10 protein-coding genes and 1 pseudogene are annotated in these 16,910 nt (G+C 64.9%); 9 read left to right on the top strand and 2 right to left on the bottom strand.

Translation table 11 applies throughout. The features are described 5' to 3' along the window. The first annotated feature begins 819 nt into the window (after nucleotides 1–819). Together XaplCFBP3123_RS02570 and XaplCFBP3123_RS21875 are read left to right on the top strand one after the other, a co-directional pair. Nucleotides 820–1,785 (top strand): cation diffusion facilitator family transporter, encoded by a 966-nt coding sequence (locus XaplCFBP3123_RS02570; protein WP_104532670.1) that lies wholly within the window; start codon nucleotides 820–822, stop codon nucleotides 1,783–1,785. Between the two features lie 105 nt (nucleotides 1,786–1,890). Continuing rightward, nucleotides 1,891–2,262, top strand: a pseudogene (locus XaplCFBP3123_RS21875) (aspartyl/asparaginyl beta-hydroxylase domain-containing protein); the annotation flags it as partial. On the opposite strand, the gene XaplCFBP3123_RS02560 reads toward XaplCFBP3123_RS21875, so the two are convergent. After that, complete coding sequence (locus XaplCFBP3123_RS02560) at nucleotides 2,246–3,742, bottom strand: sulfotransferase (RefSeq protein ID WP_429001612.1); 1,497 nt, start codon at nucleotides 3,740–3,742, stop codon at nucleotides 2,246–2,248. The pseudogene XaplCFBP3123_RS21875 and the gene XaplCFBP3123_RS02560 sit on opposite strands and share 17 nt — an antisense overlap. Nucleotides 3,743–3,909: 167 nt before the next feature. Between XaplCFBP3123_RS02560 and XaplCFBP3123_RS02555 the strand changes: the two genes are divergently transcribed. The 3 genes from XaplCFBP3123_RS02555 to XaplCFBP3123_RS02545 all read left to right on the top strand — a co-directional run bounded on the left by XaplCFBP3123_RS02555 (nucleotide 3,910) and on the right by XaplCFBP3123_RS02545 (nucleotide 9,227). Then, on the top strand, nucleotides 3,910–4,368 hold the full coding sequence (locus tag XaplCFBP3123_RS02555; protein WP_104532669.1) for a hypothetical protein: 459 nt from the start codon (nucleotides 3,910–3,912) through the stop codon (nucleotides 4,366–4,368). Nucleotides 4,369–4,408: 40 nt separating this feature from the next. Next, complete coding sequence (locus XaplCFBP3123_RS02550) at nucleotides 4,409–5,992, top strand: tetratricopeptide repeat-containing sulfotransferase family protein (RefSeq protein WP_104532668.1); 1,584 nt, start codon at nucleotides 4,409–4,411, stop codon at nucleotides 5,990–5,992. A 382-nt stretch (nucleotides 5,993–6,374) separates the two neighbouring features. Beyond that, nucleotides 6,375–9,227: a TonB-dependent receptor gene (locus XaplCFBP3123_RS02545; RefSeq protein WP_104532667.1), complete on the top strand. Its 2,853-nt coding sequence runs from the start codon at nucleotides 6,375–6,377 to the stop codon at nucleotides 9,225–9,227. Nucleotides 9,228–9,397: 170 nt separating this feature from the next. On the opposite strand, the gene XaplCFBP3123_RS02540 is transcribed toward XaplCFBP3123_RS02545, so the two are convergent. Continuing rightward, complete coding sequence (locus XaplCFBP3123_RS02540; protein ID WP_104532666.1) at nucleotides 9,398–11,479, bottom strand: 3-hydroxyacyl-CoA dehydrogenase NAD-binding domain-containing protein; 2,082 nt, start codon at nucleotides 11,477–11,479, stop codon at nucleotides 9,398–9,400. A 235-nt stretch (nucleotides 11,480–11,714) separates the two neighbouring features. Between XaplCFBP3123_RS02540 and rpoE the strand changes: the two genes are divergently transcribed. The 4 genes from rpoE to lepA all read left to right on the top strand — a co-directional run bounded on the left by rpoE (nucleotide 11,715) and on the right by lepA (nucleotide 16,897). Further along, entirely contained in the window at nucleotides 11,715–12,335 is a 621-nt protein-coding gene (gene rpoE, locus XaplCFBP3123_RS02535; RefSeq protein ID WP_016903799.1) for an RNA polymerase sigma factor RpoE, read from the top strand. Continuing rightward, a complete protein-coding gene (locus tag XaplCFBP3123_RS02530) occupies nucleotides 12,332–13,228 on the top strand; it encodes a sigma-E factor negative regulatory protein (protein ID WP_104532665.1) in 897 nt (298 codons plus the stop codon). The genes rpoE and XaplCFBP3123_RS02530 overlap by 4 nt, the downstream gene beginning before the upstream one ends. Nucleotides 13,229–13,337: 109 nt before the next feature. After that, the gene (locus XaplCFBP3123_RS02525) at nucleotides 13,338–14,918 is read left to right on the top strand and encodes a DegQ family serine endoprotease (protein WP_104532664.1); all 1,581 of its coding nucleotides are present in this window, start codon (nucleotides 13,338–13,340) and stop codon (nucleotides 14,916–14,918) included. 188 nt (nucleotides 14,919–15,106) lie between these two features. Beyond that, nucleotides 15,107–16,897: a translation elongation factor 4 gene (gene lepA, locus XaplCFBP3123_RS02520; RefSeq protein WP_172453107.1), complete on the top strand. Its 1,791-nt coding sequence runs from the start codon at nucleotides 15,107–15,109 to the stop codon at nucleotides 16,895–16,897. Nucleotides 16,898–16,910 lie beyond the last annotated feature (13 nt).

Genomic DNA, 16,910 nt, shown 5'->3' with positions numbered 1-16,910 from the left:
GCCGTCGAACAGGCGTGGCCAGAGTGGTGCTTTGCATCCGTCTGGAGAGTTGATAGAACGGGGCGGCGTCTGATCTGCGGCTTTGCTGCAGGGTCCTTGCCCGCCCACCATCGCGGGACACGCCGTGAATCCGTCCATGGAGGCTCTTACGCGGCATCCGTGCCGCGTAAGGTCCCGCGACGGCGGGCGGGCAAGGACCCGTCGAGATGGTCGGTGTGCATGTAAAAGCCGTCCGGATGCGCCTCGTCCGATCACGAAGCATCGGCTCCACGTCTGATGCACACCTGACTACAGACCGCTTTTCAAATGAGCGCCGACCAACTGTCTGGTGCGGTGAGGGCGCCGCGCCCTCGACGCTGCAAGTTTGCTGCAGGGCCCTTGCCCGCCCACCATCGCGGGACACGCTGCAAGTACGTCCTGGTAAGCTCTTACGCGGCATCCATGCCGCGTAAGGTCCCGCGACGGCGGGCGGGCAAGGACCTGTCACGATGTTCGGTACGCATGGTTGCAAGCGGTGCATGCAGTGCTTGCAGCGCGGCCGTCCGATGAGGTGCGGTCTGGTCGGCTTCTTTCAATCCGAGCAATGTCACTGCCAATACGACATCACTCCACCCGCCAACGAGGGCGAGTGTTGCCGATACATTGCCGCCATCGCTGCAGCGTTCGAGGGGCTTCGTGAGTCACTCCAGGTGGCTACCTGGCCTGAGCAATAACGTGCAGTGCCACTTCCGCGTGATGTGATGTCATAACGTCCGGGTGTAATAGTCTCCGCCCTCGCGTGCGCCTAAGGTGCGCGCATCGCACGAGGCTACCGCATCCATGGGACACGACCACAACCACGCACCCAGCGAAATCCGCCACGAGACACCGCTGTGGTGGGCGCTGGGGCTCACCGCCACGTTCCTGTTGGCGGAAGTCATCGGTGCGTTCATCACCAACAGCCTGGCGCTGTTGTCCGACGCCGCGCATATGGCCACCGACACCGTGGGCCTGATGATCGCCCTGCTTGCCGTGCGCCTGAGCCGTCGTCCTGCCGATGCGCGCCGCACCTATGGCTATGTGCGGCTGGAAGCGCTCGGCGCGCTGGCCAACGGCGCGCTGTTGTTCGCAGTCGGCGCCTACATCCTGTGGGAGGCCGCGCAGCGCTTTCGCGCACCGCAGGATATTTCCTCCAGCGGCATGCTGCTGATCGCCGGCTTCGGCCTGGTGATCAATCTGATCGCCATGAAGCTGCTGCACGCCGGCAGCGGCGAGAGCCTCAACGTCAAGGGCGCCTATCTGGAAGTCTGGAGCGACATGCTCGGCTCGGTGGCGGTGATCATCGGCGCGCTGCTGATCCGCTGGACCGGCTGGCAGTGGATCGACCCGGTGCTGGCCGTGCTGATCGGCCTGTGGGTGTTGCCGCGCACCTGGGTGCTGCTGCGCGAGGCGATCAACGTGCTGCTGGAAGGTGTTCCCAAAGGCATCGATCTGCCGCAGGTGCAGCAGGCGCTGGCCAGCCACCCCGGCGTCGAGGACGTGCACGACCTGCACGTCTGGGCACTGGCCTCCAGCACGCCCGCGCTCACCGCACACGTGGTGGTCGGCGAAACCACCGACCGCGACCGCCTGCGCGACGCCCTCGCCGAGCTGCTGCACGCGCGTTTCGAGATCGCCCACGTCACCCTGCAGGTGGAGAGTGGCGACTGCGGTACCGGGCCGTGTGGCGCGGCTCCGGCAGCGCAAGGCTCCGCGCATGACGATCATCGTGGTCACACGCATTCGCACGGCGGCCACTCGCACTGACGCGGACCGCGCCGCCAGTGGGCTTTTTGCCTGATTGGCGGTGGCATGGTGTTGCCTGGAGCAGGACGCAGCCAGGCCATCCTGTCCGATTGAGGGGAGAGTCATGATGCGGCGCAGATCGTTGGCGTGTGTCCGAACGCGATGTTTTCGGTGCTGGCGCCGCAGACGGTCATTCCGCCGCATCATGGCGAGACCAACGCACATCTGGTGGCGCATCTTCCGTTGATCGTGCCCGATGGCTGCAGCTTCCGGGTCGGTTACGACTGGCGGCAATGGGAGGTCGGCGCGGGGCTGATGTTCGACGACTCGATCGAACATGAGGCGCTCAACGCGAGTGCGTAGCTGCGTGCGGTGCTGATCTTCGATATCTGGAACCCGCTGCTGAGCCAGGATGAGCAATGCCATGGACGGCGATCGCGCGCCACCGTGAGCGATGAGGTGTTGCCGGTAGTCGGCTGGTTTAGTCCGCAGGCGTGATGCCGAACCGGGCAAGCGTGGCGCGTAGGGGAGCGAGCTGAGCGGCGTAGGGCTTCCAGCGTCCGGATGCATCGCCATGCAGGGGCTGGCGGACCTGCCAGTAGCTGGCTGTCTTGACGGCTCCAGGCGCCTTGTGGAAATCCAGGCAGTCCGGTTCCCAGGGCAACTGCAGGAAGTCCAGCAATGCGCGCAAGGTGGGCTCCGGCGCGGCGACGAAGGCGTCATAGTCGAAGGTGTGGATGCTGTCCGGATACAGCGACAGCCAATGCTCCATCAGGCGCTGGTAGGCCGCATGGAAATGCCCGATGTCCTCCAGCCGGCCCGCGTAGCCAAACTGTTGCGGATTGAGCTGCTGCATGAAGATCGACAGCCCGTTGTCCAGCGGGTGACGACGTGTGTGCACGATTCTGGCTGCCGGAAACAGCCGTTTGATCAGCCCGATCAGTTGAAAGTTGTCCGGGCGCTTGTCGGTGATGTAGCGCAGTTGCGCATGCTGGGGAACGACTGCGGCCACACGTTGACGATATGCCGCGGCCAGCTGCGCCAGCGTATGCGGGGACAGCTGCTGCGCGGCCTGCGGAAACGGCGACAGCGACTGTGCAACCAGTCGCGGCAGCGCATCCAGTTCACCGCCGGCGGCAATGCACGGGTGGCGCGACAAGGCCTGTTCGAGCAAGGTGGAGCCGGAGCGGAACATGCCGCAGATAAACAGGGCCGGCACCGCGTTTTTTCCAGCAGCCATGGGGGGTGGCTGTTGCGCGTCCTTTACGTTGGCAAATACCGCAGTGATGCTGTTGAAATGCTGGTGCGTCCGCATCGGATCGTAGCGCCTTGCATGTGCATGGCCATGCCCGTTGGCGGCACTGGCCGCATCGAATGCCTGGCTGTGCAGGCCGAGGCGGTCGTAGGCATGGGCCAACGCATGCAGCAGCGTGGCCGCCAGCGCAGCATCCTGCCCCGCGACCGAGCTGGCCTGCTCGAGTTCGAGCAGGCGTGGGTCCTGTGCCTGCGTCGGAGGATCCAGATGCAGCAGACGTGCGGTGGCTTGCAGCTGCAGCGCCCGTGTCCGGGCGTCGCTAGGAGGACTGGCGAGCAGGTGGCGATAGGCGGCGATCGCCTGGTCGCGTGTGCCCAGCTCTTCGTGCAGGTTGCCCAGATTGAGCAAGGCCGGGGCGTAGTCCGGCCGACACTGCAGTGCCAGGTCGAGCTCCTTCAACGCGGCCGCATACTGGTGGAGATGGTCGCTCAACAGCGCGGCGCGATTGAGATGGATCTGTTCCGGCAGTGCAGCGCCGTACTGCAGTGCCTGCGCATACGCATCCAGCGCAGCGGATGCTTCGCCGGTCCGGCGCAGCAGATATCCCAGGTTGTACCAGGCATCGGCGCAGCCGGGCTGCGCCTGCAGGATGGCTTGATAGGCGGCGATCGCCTGCGGCAGATGACCTTGTTGCAGTAAGCGTGCGGCGTGCTGCAAGGACAGGTCCAAGGCGTTTTCCAGGCAGTCTTGCAGCGGGTCGGGAACCTGCAGCTTAGGCGGCGCCGGCGGTGCGTTCAATCCGCCCGGTGGCGAGACGACGATGGTCGGGCTTTCCTGTGCTCGCCGGTTGGCTTGTATGCTCTGCTGCAGTCGAGCAGTGAGATGCGCACATGCACAAGCCAGTGGTGGTGGGTCTGACAGTCCTGAGCTGCGCATGGGCGGCATCGGCGCAGGACGTGCCGACGCATCGCTGTGCCGCCATCATCGATCCATTGCCGCGGTTGGCTTGTTATGACGCCAGTTTTCCGCCAACGCAAGCCGTACGGGCGGCTGAGGTGGACAGGGGAGTGAGAGCATTCGGCCGCAGCACCCAACAGGTCTCGGCAGCGACAGGTGCGCAGCAGTCAGCGCCTGCGCAACTCACCGCGAAGGTGCTTGCGGTGACGTATCAGCCAGACGGTACGCGCATCGTGTCGCTGGACAGTCATCAGCGCTGGGCGCTGACAGAAGCGACCAGTCGCGGTCCGCTGGCCGAGGGCGAGGTCGTGGTGATCCGTAAGGCTGCAATGGGAAGTTACATGCTGGTGACCGCTGCCGGTGTGGCGCTACGCGCCCGCCGCATCGACTAGCCAGGCCACCGACGGCATCGCAACAAACAGAAGAGAACGAATGACGGAGAGACAACTACGCGCACTGTTGCACAACGGGTATCAACTGCTGCGTCAGGGACGTTATGCCGAGGCAGCTGTGTTCGCCGAGCGCGCCTGCGCAGAGCAGCCTGGCAATGCGCATCTGCTGGAGCTTGCTAGTGAAGCCTGGCTGGCCAACGGCGATCCGCAGGCCGCAGCCGACCGCATCGCACAGGCAGTCGCGGTTGCAACGTCACCGCTCCCGCTATTAATCAAATATGGCAGCTTGCTGCTGCAGCTGCGTCGCCGCCGCGAGGCCAGGCTCGTCGCCGGTCAGGCGCAGGCGCTGGCCGGCGACGACGGTGCTGCATGGTGGCGCATCGGCGCGCTGTACAGCGGCTGCCACGAGGTGGTGGCGGCCCGTGATGCGTACCGGCATGCGATGACATTGCTGGGAGAACAGCCCGGCTTGCTGTACGACCTCGCCACCATGCAGTTCTTTGGAGGTGAATTCGATGCGGCTGAGCTCACCCTGGAGCGGCTATTGCAACTGGCACCCGGCACGGGCGATGCCTTGTACCTGCGCGCCACGCTCCGGCGTCAGACCGGGCAGCACAACCATCTGGACGATCTGCGTCACCGGTTGACCACGCTGTCGGAACCATCCGCCCGAGCGGCCGGCCTGTACGCCTTGAGCAAGGAGCTGGAGGACCTGGGCCAGCATGCGGAGTCGTTCGAGACATTGACCGCCGCAGCGGCCTGCAAGCGCAAGACTTTGCAATACGACGTTGCTGCCGAGTGTACGCATATCGCCCAGGTGCGCGAGGCGTACGACCCGGCTGCCTTGCGCGCACTGCAGCCCGGTCATGCGGGCGAGGGGGCAATCTTCATCGTCGGTTTGCCACGCTCCGGCACCACCTTGCTGGAGCGCCTGCTGATCCAGCGCGGCGGTGCACGCTCGGCTGGGGAGCTGATGGATTTCGGTGCGTTGCTCGGCAGTGCGACCTCCGGCGTACTGTCGACCAATCCCGAACTGACCGCCGCCCAGGCATCGCTGCAGATCGATTTCGCGGCGCTTGGGCAGGAGTATTTGCGCGGCGCCCGTGAGCTGGTGCACGACCATCCGGTGTTCATCGACAAGATGCCGGTCAATTACCTGTATTGCGGCATGATTGCCGCAGCGCTGCCACGCGCACGCATCATCCATCTGGTGCGCGATCCGCTGGACACCTGTTATGCGATGTACAAGACCTTGTTCTACAACGCCTATCCGTTCTCGTATGCGCTCGAGGAGCTCGCGGATTATTACCTGGCCTATCAGCAGACCATGCGGCACTGGCATGCGGTGCTGCCCGGCAGCATTCTCGACGTGCACTACGAAGAGTTGGTGCGCGACACCGACCAACAGATCACGCGGGTGCTGAGCTGGTGCGGGCTGGCGAGCAGTGACACCATCACCGAACTGGAGCATGTGCCGTTCGTGACCGCGAGCGCAGCGCAGGTGCGCGGCGATGTCCACCAACGCTCGGTGCATAGCTCTCGGCGGCATCTGGGCGGACTCACGCCCTTGTTGACGCGACTTCAGGCAGCTGGCGTGATCGTGCCCGGCGTCGAAGCGGCGTAAGAATTTCCCGCTGGCCGACCAATAGTTCTTGCAACTGAGCGAGCGGCTGGCTCGCGACCAGCGAACGAACGAACGAACAAGGCGAAATCGGGCTCCACGAGAGAAAAGAGCGCCCTAGAGCCGCTTTTTCCGTGACATCCGCACTCTTTTGGGGATTCGCCGCACCGATTCGGAGCATTTCTGAATGGCGCTTTAATTCTCTTCAACGTGGTCTTAACATCGGGTTGGCAACGTTTTTTCGGGCGCTCTTTCGTCCGGCCGTTAGCCAGTGTGGAAGCGCAGTTTGATGCGCTTGCCAACGACGTCGCAGCACGTGCCGGCATTGCCTCAGATGCCGATGCAGTGCGTTGCGCTTACCTGTTCGAACTTCTCGGAGAGAGAGATGAGATTGAAGACCACCAAGCTGCGCGACGCCATCCGGGTATCGCTCACGGTTGGCGCTGCGGCGTTGGCCCTGTCGGGAACCGTGATCGCGCAGGAGCAGCCCTCGACGGAACTCAAGAGCCTGGACGCGATCAGTGTTACCGGTACGCGCATCAAGAGCCAGACGATGACTGCCTCCAGTCCGGTGGCAGAAATCAACAAGGAAGAATTCCAGTACACCGGCTCGACCAAGGTCGAAGATCTGATCAATCAGTACCCGCAGCTTTCGGCGAGCTTCGACAACTTCGCCAACAATGGCTCGCAGGGCTATGCGACCGTCGATCTGCGTGGATTGGGCGCTCAGCGCACCTTGACCTTGGTCAACGGCAGGCGCATTCCCAAGGGCATCGGCGAGAGTCCGGATATCAGCATCATTCCGGCAGCGCTGGTGCGCCGCGTGGACATCCTGACCGGCGGCGCCTCGGCGGTGTACGGCTCGGATGCCGTCGCCGGCGTGGTCAATTTCGTGCTCGACGACGAGTTTGAAGGGGTCAGTGTCGACATGGGCTACAACGCCTACCAGCACGACAACGGCAACACGTTGATGCGCGGTCTGATGGACGATGCCGGTTACGATTATCCGACTGGAAACTCCGGTTTCGACGGCATCTCCCGCAATGTGGACCTGGCCATCGGCGGCAGCTTCGGCGAAGCGGGGCATTCCACCGCATGGGCCACCTGGCGCGAGAACGATCCACTGCTGCAGGGCCAGCGCGATTACTCCGCATGCGCATTGAGCAACCGCGGCACCGCGTGCGGCGGCTCTGCCACCGCAGATCCGGCCAACTTCTATGTCGTCGCTCCGTCGGCTGGCGCGTTCTACGTGCAGCCTTCAGCCGGAGGCACCTGGTCGCAGGTCGCATCCCCGAATCTCTACAACTTCGCGCCGTTGAATTACTACCAGCGTCCGGATACGCGCTACACGGCCGGCACCAATATCAAGTACGAGGTCAACGAGCACTTCAAGCCCTATCTCGAAACCCTGTTCGTCAACCGCAAGAGTTCGACCCAGATCGCGCCGTCGGGCGCGTTTTTCACCGACCTCAACGTCAACTGCGCCACCTCGGTGATCGGTAGCCTGTGCAACGATGTGGGCATCACCGACGATGAGTTCACCGTCTACGTGGCCAAGCGCAACGTCGAAGGCGGCCCGCGCATCACCGACTCGGATACCAACAGTTTCAGCATCACCACCGGCGCCCAGGGCGACATCAACGACAACTGGTCGTACGACGCGTCGTTCACCTATAACCGCAGCACGACCAAGTCGGAAAACAGAAACGACTTCGTGACCACGCGTGTCCGCGATGCACTGCTGGGCTGCCAGCCTGGTTCGTTCGATGGCTGCGTGCCTTACAGCGTGTGGACCGACAGTGTCACCGCAGCAGAGGCAGAAGCGTTGCAAGGCGTGGGTATCGTCAACTACGAAACTTCCATGCGCGTGTTCAACGCCTATGTGACCGGCAATTTCGGCTATAGCCTGCCGTGGGCCGGCGATAACCCGATCAGTCTGGTCGGCGGTGTCGAGACCCGCACCGAAACCTTCAAGCGGGTGGCCGACAGCAACATGCAGACCGGTAACTTCACCGGCCTGGGTGGCCCGACCTCCAATGTGTCCGGCGACATCGGCGTCAAGGAACTGTTCCTCGAAGGCGCGGTGCCGCTGGTGGCGCAAGCCGGTAGCCTGGATCACCTCGATATGCAGCTTGGCTATCGCTACTCGGACTACGACACCTCCGGTGGCGTGAGTACCTATAAAGCCGGTCTGGGGGCAACATTCGTCGATGGCAAGTACCACCTGCGCGCGGGCTGGAACCGTGCGATCCGCGCTCCGAACGTGACCGAGCTGTATAACGAAAATACGATCGGACTGTGGAGCGGTAGCGATCCGTGCGCCGGTGCCAATCCGGTCTTCACCCAGGCCCAGTGCGCCAACACCGGTGTGACGGCGGCGCAATACGGCCGCGTTGCAGCCAACCCGGCCGGCCAGTACAACGAAATCGGCGGCGGTAATACAGCTCTGAGGCCGGAAACGGCCAACACCTGGACCGTCGGTTTTGCCGCCAGCCCGATCAAGGGGCTCGATCTGAGCGTGGATTACTACGACATCAAGATCGACGATGCGATCCGCAGCATCGGCTCGTCCAACATCCTCACCGCATGCGGTGTGACCGGTAATGCGGACATCTGCAGCCGCGTGCGCCGCAATGCCACGACGGGCGATCTGTTCCGTGGTAGCGACCCCGACGTCTCCGGTCTGATCCTCAATTCTCAGGATAATTTTGGTTCGTTGCATTTCCAGGGCGTGGATCTGACCGCATCGTATGCCTGGAGCGTCGGTCCCGGGCGCCTGACCGCCTCGATGATGGGCAGCTACGCCATCAAGCAGGAGTACGAGCCGGTTCCGGGTGTGCAGGAAGTGACATACGACTGCGCGGGTGTGGTCAACGTGGCCTGCAACAGTGCCGAATGGCGGCATGTGCTGAGCACGCGCTACAGCTTCGATCGCTACACCGTCAGTCTGCGCTGGCGCTATATCGGTGAGCTGGATTACCAGGACACCGACGGCACCCGTGGCACAACCGACGTACGCCTGGTGAACCAGGACAACAAGGTGTCGGCGTACAACTACTTCGACCTGTCCGGTTCGATGCAGTTGGGCGATTACGTCACCTGGACCTTGGGCATCAACAACATCGCCGACAAGGAGCCGCCGCTGGTGGGCGGCAGCCTGACCTTCAATGGCAACTCGCTCGCCGGTTACGACCAGGCCGGCCGTTACTTCTTCACCAGTGTGGGTCTGCGTTTCTGAGGCACGTTGCAAGCTGGTAAAAACAACGGCGAGCCTTGGCTCGCCGTTGTTCTTTGTGGCCTGCGAAAGCTTTTGTCGATGGCTCGCCGCGCTGCAACCTGCAGATCATCTCAGTCGCCGATCGCCCCTCGCTTGCGTGTCTGATCGACGTCGACGACGGTGTCAACGGCTCACACCACCGGCTCACGCAACAACGGCGACTCCCAGCCCGGGCGCGGCGCGAAACGCTCGCCATGGCGCGCCTGCAGTGCCTGCAGACGTGCCAGCAATGCGTCGGCGCCGATACTGCGGATGTGCTGGATCGGGCCGCCGCGGAACGGGGCAAAGCCGGTGCCGAAGATCACGCCGGCGTCGAGCAGGTCCGCGTCGGCCACCACGCCGTCGTGCAGGCAGGCGACGGCTTCGTTGAGCAGCGGCAGGATCAGGCGATCTTCCAGGTCTGCCGGCGCCTCGTAGCCGCTGGCGACCTCGGGCTTGACCGCGCGCCCCTTCTCCCACTTGTACAGGCCCTGGCCGTCCTTTTTGCCGCGCTTGCCCGGCTCCACAGTGGCCAGCGCCGCAGGGATCGGCAGGTGCAGGAACGGGGCGAGCTCCGCCCCCACGCCGGCGGCAACGTCCAGCCCCACCGTGTCGATCAGTTCGATCGGCCCCATCGGCATACCGAACGTCACTGCGGTCTTGTCCAGTACCGGGCCCGGTACGCCTTCGGCATAGGCGGTGGCCGCTTCGAGCAGGTACGGGAACAGCACGCGATTGACCAGGAAGCCCGGCGTGCCGGCCACCGGTACCGGGAACTTGTCCAGCGCCTTGCAGAACGCAGCCAGGCGCGCGACGTTGGCCGGGTCCAGCCCGTCGTGCTGCACGATTTCCACCAGCGGCATCATCGATACCGGATTGAAGTAGTGCAGGCCGGCAAACTGCGCCGGGCGCTGGAGATGCCCGCTTAGCTCGGTCAACGGAATCGACGAGGTGTTGGTGGTCAGCAACGCATCGGGCTTGAGCTGCGGCTCGATGGACTGATACAGCTCGCGCTTGGCCTGCGGGTTCTCGATGATCGCTTCGATCACCAGATCCGCCTGCGCCACGCCCGCGCCGGCCAGGTCGCCGCGCAGGCGCGCCGCCACCGCCGGCCGCTTGGCCTCGTCCTTGACGCGTTTGGCGAACAACTCGCCGCCGCGGCCCAGCGCCGTATCGATGAAGCGCTGCTCGCGATCCTGCAGCGTCACCTCCAAGCCCTTGTAGGCCGCCCAGGCCGCGATATCGCCGCCCATCACGCCGGCACCGACCACATGCACATAGCGAATCGGTGCCAAGGCTGCAGCGCCGGCGTCCTTGCCGCCCAGCGCTTTCAAACGCTCGGTCAGAAAGAAGATGCGGATCAGGTTACGTGCGGTCGGCGTGCTGGCCAGCTTGACCACCGCCTTGCGCTCGGCCGCCAGGCGCGCCTGGATGCCACTGCCGCCGGCACGTTCCCACACGTTGATCAAAGCGTAGGGCGCCGGGTAATGCTCCTTGCGCGCCTTGCGTGCGACCTGCTTGCGCATCTGTGGGGCCAGCAGCTTGCGCGCGAGCAAGGTATTGGTGGCCCAGGCGGTGACGCGCTGCTTGAACGGACGTTTGCTGCCGGTGAGCGTTAGCGCGGCGGCGACATCGACCAGCACCGCGGGCGCGGCGACCTTGTCGACCAGGCCCATCGCGCGTGCGGCCTTGGATGATACGGTGCGACCGGTCAGCATCAGATCCATCGCCGCCGGCGCACCGATCAGGCGCGGCAAACGCGCGCTGCCCCCCCAGCCGGGAAAGATGCCGAGCTTGGTTTCCGGCAGGCCGATGCGCGTGCTGCCGTCGTCGGAGGCCACGCGATACCGGCACGCCAGCGCGATCTCGGTGCCGCCGCCCATGCAGAAGCCGTGGATCGCCGCGACCGTGGGGCAGGGCAGTTCGGCCAGCTTCTGAAAGACGCTCTGGCCACGATGGATCGCGTCGTTGACCGTGCCCTTGCGGTCGAATTCCTGGAATTCCTTGAGGTCGGCGCCGGCGATGAAGCCGTTGGGCTTGCCCGAGCGCAGCACCACGCCCTTTGGCGGGTCCAGCGCCAGGCGCTCGACCAGCGCGCCCAGTTCGAGCAGCACCTGCTGCGAAAATGCGTTGACCGGTGCGCCCTGGCGATCAAGGCTGAGCACGACCACGCCGTCCTCGCGCAGATCGGCCTGCCAATGGCTGAATCGGAGCCCGTCGAAACCTGGAAGCATGCGTCTGGCCGTCCGGAGATATAAGGAAAGGTCGTTATCATCCAGAGGTTGTTTCCTTCACGTCAAATACCCATACCTGTCGGCAAGGCGGCGCGTGCCTGGTGCGAGGCGTCGCCAGTGGCGCATCGGTGCAGCTAGTCTGATGCGTGACGATCGTACGGATCGGTATGAACTTTTCCCTTCAATGGTTGTCTCATTGCCCGACTTCGGTGGGCTGACAGGAGTGCGGCCCGACATGGCCGAAGTCGATACACCTCAGGAGCTGGACCTGGAACTGGTCCGGCGTGTGCAGCGCGGCGAGAGCGCAGCGTTCGATGTGCTGGTACGCAAATACCAGCACCGCATCGTTGCGTTGATCGGGCGCTACATCGCTGACTGGAGCGAGTGTCAGGACGTGGCTCAGGATACGTTTGTGCGCGCCTACCGCGCGATCAACAGTTTCCGCGGCGACTCGCAGTTCTATACATGGTTACACCGCATTGCCGTCAACACTGCCAAGAACCATCTGGTTGCGCACAACCGCCGTCCGCCCACCGACGATATCGAGATCAGCGATGCCGAACAGTTCGATGGTGCCACCCGCCTGCGCGATACCGACACCCCGGAGCGCGAATTGATGCGACAGGAGCTGGAACAAACGGTGATGCGTGCGGTCCAAGCCCTGCCGGAAGAACTTCGGTCAGCCATCACCCTGCGCGAGGTGGAGGGGCTGAGCTACGACGAAATCGCGCGAAAGATGGATTGCCCGATCGGAACGGTGCGCTCGCGCATCTTCCGGGCGCGCGAGGCCATCGACATCGAGCTGCGGCCTCTATTGGAGACCGAAAGCGCTACCCGTGAGCGACACCGTGTATGAGCCATAACCCTGCCATGTCCACCACCGACAAGTTCGAGCTTCACTACCGCCAGCAGCTGTCTGCGCTGGTGGATGGCGAATTGAGCGCCGACGAGTCGCGCTTCCTGCTGCGCCGTCTGGCCCACGACGAGGAACTGGCCGGCTGCCACGAACGTTGGCAGCTGTGCGGCGATGTGCTGCGCGGTGCAGCGAGCGCGCCGGCACCGCTGGAATTTGCCGCGCGCGTGCGCAGCGCCATCGCCGATGAGCCGGTGCCGCAGGCGCAGCCGGCCACGCGTGCGGCGGCGCGCTGGCGCTGGGGTGGTGGCGCGGCGATTGCGGCATCTGTGGCGGCGATCGCCTTGTTCATGGCGCGCGAGCGCCTGCCGGAGACCGCACCGCCTGCCGCGCAGGTCCCGGTGTTCGCCACTGCGGCGCAGCTGCCCGCTACCGCGCAGGCCCCCATGACGCCCGCGGCGCCGAAGGGTCCGGCCAAACCCGGCCCGGCCGATCCCGATGAGGTTGTCGCGCTGGCCGCAGCGGTGCCGGCTGCTGCGCTGGCATCCACTCGCCGGGGCGCGGCCACACGCAACCAGCAGGTCGCCCGCAGCGTCGCCTCGCGTCCGCAGCAGGCGCCGACCCGCGTGCTGGCGTCCGCTGCTCCCGCTGCGACGACGGCCACGGCCGGTGCCGGTGCTGTGTCGCCATCGAATCCGTTCACGCATCCGGATACCACCTTGCAGGCGCGCCCGTGGCCGCGTGCGGCGCTGTCCGGTGCTGGCGACAGTCCGCTCAATGCCAGCTTCCGCCAAGGCGGCCAAGGCACCGCGTTCTATCCGTTCGAGCCTGCGCCGCAGGGTGTTGCCAGCCCTGCGCCGAACCGGCCGCTGCCGGTGCAGCCGCCGCAGGATTGATGCCGCCGCCGATCTTCATCCGTTCGGCGCCCTCCCTCCCGTTATCGTGCCGGACCCCTGCATTGGCAGGGGCTTTGGCCCCTGTCGCCCTGCCATCGGAGGCAACCTGATGAACCACCGCATTCGCACCCAGATGTTCGGCCTGATCGCCATGACCCTGCCGCTGGCCGCCTGCGCGCAGCAGTCCGCGCCCGCTGCCAAGGATGTTGCCCCGATTGCCGCCAACCGCAGCGCCACCCCGGCGCCGCAGCTGGTGGCCGGCTTGCCGGACTTCACCAATCTCGTCGAGCAGGTCGGCCCGGGTGTGGTCAATATCGAAACCACCATCACCCGCAAGGACGCCATGGCGCGCCAGCGGCGCAGTGGTCCGGGTGGGCAGGACGGCGGCGCGATGCCCGGCGACGAGCAGATGCCGGAATTCTTCCGCCGCTTCTTCGGGCCGGATTTCCAGATGCCGGGCGGGCCGCGCCAGGGGCCGGGCCAGGGCGGCGATGACGATGGTGGCATCGCTGGCAAGTCGATGGGTTCGGGCTTCATCATTTCGGCCGACGGCTATGTGCTGACCAACCACCATGTGGTCGATGGCGCCAGCGAGGTCACCGTCAAGTTGACCGACCGCCGCGAGTTCAAGGCCAAGGTGGTCGGCAGCGACGAGCAGTTCGACGTGGCGCTGCTCAAGATCGAGGCCAAGCGCCTGCCGACGGTGCGCCTGGGCGATTCCAACACGCTCAAGCCGGGCCAGTGGGTGGTGGCGATCGGCTCGCCGTTCGGGCTGGATCACTCGGTCACCGCCGGCATCGTCAGCGCCACCGGGCGCAGCAATCCTTACGCGGACCAGCGCTACGTGCCCTTCATCCAGACCGACGTGGCGATCAACCAGGGCAACTCCGGCGGCCCGTTGCTCAACACCCGCGGTGAAGTGGTCGGCATCAATTCGCAGATCTTCTCCGCCTCCGGCGGCTACATGGGGATCAGTTTTGCGATTCCGATTGATCTGGCCTTCAGCGCCGCCGAGCAGATCAAGGCCACCGGCCACGTGAGTCGCGGCATGCTGGGCGTGCAGGTGGGCGCGATCGACTCGCTCAAGGCGCAGGGCCTGGGCCTGCCGGATACGCGTGGCGCACTGGTCAACGACATCCCGCCGGGAAGCCCGGCGGCCAAGGCCGGGATCGAGGTGGGCGATGTGATCCGCGCGGTCAACGGCAAGCCGATCGATGTCGCCAGCGACCTGCCGCCGATGATCGGGCTGATGGCGCCGGGTACCAAGGTCAACCTGGACGTGCTACGCGATGGCAAGCCGCGCAAGGTGGCGGTCACCCTGACGACGCTGGACAACCCGGCCGGCAACGCCGCACCGCGTACCGCTGCCGACGACGCCAAGCCCGGCGCCCCGGCCAGCGTGGAGCTGCTCGGCCTGCAGGTGGCCGATCTGACCGCCACCGAGCGCAGCCGCCTGGGCCTGGAAGCCGGCGAGGGCGTGCGCATCGCCTCGGTCACCGGCGCGGCAGCACGCAGCACCCAGCCGCCGTTGTCGCCGGGTCTGGTCATCGCCCGCGTCGGCCGCACCAAGGTCGGCAGCGTCGCCGACCTCAACCGCGCCCTGTCCAGCTACAAGAAAGGCGACGTGGTCATGCTGCTGGTCACCGATGGCAAGGCGACCAGTTATGTGGCCTTGAAGGCCGGCGGCTAACGAAGGGAGTCGGGAATCGGGAATCGGGAATGGCAAGAGCGGCTCCGCGAGGCGATAGCTCGCCTGGCTTTTGCGATTCCCGAATCCCGATTCCCCAATCCCCGGCCCCAAAGGGGCCGGCCGTGCGATAATGTTGCGTTACCCTGACGACGGCACCGCCGGCGCCCACCTCAATGTCCTCTGATTCAATGCGGAATATCCGCAACTTCTCCATCATCGCCCACGTCGACCACGGTAAATCCACCCTGGCCGACCGGATCATCCAGCTGTGCGGCGGCCTGCAGGCGCGCGAGATGGAGGCCCAGGTGCTCGACTCCAACCCGATCGAGCGCGAACGCGGCATCACCATCAAGGCGCAGTCGGTGTCCTTGCCGTATACGGCCAAGGACGGGCAGGTCTACCACCTGAACTTCATCGACACCCCCGGGCATGTGGACTTTTCCTACGAAGTCAGCCGCTCGCTGGCCGCGTGCGAAGGCGCGCTGCTGGTGGTGGATGCGGCCCAGGGCGTGGAAGCGCAGTCGGTCGCCAACTGCTACACCGCGGTGGAGCAGGGCCTGGAAGTGGTGCCGGTGCTCAACAAGATCGACCTGCCCACCGCCGATATCGAGCGTGCCAAGGCCGAGATCGAAGCGGTGATCGGCATCGATGCCGAGGACGCGGTGGCGGTCAGCGCCAAGACCGGTCTGAACATCGATCTGGTGCTGGAAGCGATCGTGCAACGGATTCCGCCGCCCACCCCCCGCGACACCGACAAGCTGCAGGCGCTGATCATCGACTCGTGGTTCGACAACTACCTGGGCGTGGTCTCGCTGGTGCGCGTGATGCAGGGCGAGATCAAGCCGGGCAGCAAGATCCTGGTGATGTCCACCGGCCGCACCCATCTGGTCGACAAGGTCGGCGTGTTCACGCCCAAGCGCAAGGAGCTTGCCGCGCTGGGCGCGGGCGAAGTGGGCTGGATCAACGCCTCGATCAAGGACGTGCACGGCGCGCCGGTCGGCGACACCCTGACCCTGGCGGCCGACCCGGCGCCGCACGCATTGCCCGGTTTCCAGGAAATGCAGCCGCGCGTGTTCGCCGGCCTGTTTCCGGTCGATGCCGAGGATTACCCGGATCTGCGCGAGGCGCTGGACAAGCTGCGCCTGAACGATGCGGCGCTGCGCTTCGAGCCGGAAAGCTCCGAAGCGATGGGCTTCGGCTTCCGTTGCGGCTTCCTCGGCATGCTGCATATGGAGATCGTGCAGGAGCGGCTGGAGCGCGAGTACAACCTCAACCTGATCTCGACCGCGCCGACCGTGGTCTACGAGGTGCTCAAGACCGACGGCAGCATCATCCCGATGGACAATCCATCCAAGCTGCCACCGCTGAACAACGTCGAAGAGATCCGCGAGCCGATCATCCGCGCCAACATCCTCACCCCGCCCGATTACGTCGGCAACATCATCACCTTGTGCGAAGAAAAGCGCGGCACCCAGATCGGCATCAACTACCTGGGCAGCCAGGTGCAGATCAGCTACGAGTTGCCGATGGCCGAGGTGGTGCTGGATTTCTTCGACAAGCTCAAGTCGGTCTCGCGCGGCTACGCCTCGCTGGATTACCACTTCCTGCGTTTCGATGCCGGCCCGTTCGTGCGCGTGGATACGCTGATCAATGGCGACAAGGTCGATGCGCTGTCGATCATCGTGCACCGCAGCTACGCCGACCGGCGCGGCCGCGAACTGTGCGAAAAGATGAAGGACCTGATCCCGCGGCAGATGTTCGACGTGGCGATCCAGGCCGCCGTGGGCTCGCAAATCATCTCGCGTTCCACCGTCAAGGCGATGCGCAAGAACGTGTTGGCCAAGTGCTATGGTGGCGACGTTTCGCGCAAGAAGAAGCTGCTCGAAAAGCAGAAAGAAGGCAAGAAGCGCATGAAGCAGGTCGGCCGCGTGGAGATTCCGCAGGAAGCCTTCCTGGCTGTCTTGCAGATGGATAAGTAGCTGGGAATGGTAA

The organism is Xanthomonas arboricola pv. populi, assembly GCF_002939945.1.
Taxonomy (GTDB): domain Bacteria; phylum Pseudomonadota; class Gammaproteobacteria; order Xanthomonadales; family Xanthomonadaceae; genus Xanthomonas; species Xanthomonas arboricola_A.
This window is presented reverse-complemented; position numbering and strand designations above follow the sequence as displayed.

Bases quoted from the DNA above. Each gene is read 5' to 3' on its own strand.
- XaplCFBP3123_RS02545 (WP_104532667.1), top strand. From the start codon at position 6,375: ATGAGATTGAAGACCACCAAGCTGCGCGACGCCATCCGGGTATCGCTC.
- XaplCFBP3123_RS02540 (WP_104532666.1), bottom strand. From the start codon at position 11,479: ATGCTTCCAGGTTTCGACGGGCTCCGATTCAGCCATTGGCAGGCCGAT.
- XaplCFBP3123_RS02555 (WP_104532669.1), top strand. From the start codon at position 3,910: ATGCACAAGCCAGTGGTGGTGGGTCTGACAGTCCTGAGCTGCGCATGG.
- XaplCFBP3123_RS02550 (WP_104532668.1), top strand. From the start codon at position 4,409: ATGACGGAGAGACAACTACGCGCACTGTTGCACAACGGGTATCAACTG.
- XaplCFBP3123_RS02530 (WP_104532665.1), top strand. From the start codon at position 12,332: ATGAGCCATAACCCTGCCATGTCCACCACCGACAAGTTCGAGCTTCAC.
- XaplCFBP3123_RS02525 (WP_104532664.1), top strand. From the start codon at position 13,338: ATGAACCACCGCATTCGCACCCAGATGTTCGGCCTGATCGCCATGACC.
- XaplCFBP3123_RS02570 (WP_104532670.1), top strand. From the start codon at position 820: ATGGGACACGACCACAACCACGCACCCAGCGAAATCCGCCACGAGACA.
- lepA (WP_172453107.1), top strand. From the start codon at position 15,107: ATGCGGAATATCCGCAACTTCTCCATCATCGCCCACGTCGACCACGGT.
- rpoE (WP_016903799.1), top strand. From the start codon at position 11,715: ATGGCCGAAGTCGATACACCTCAGGAGCTGGACCTGGAACTGGTCCGG.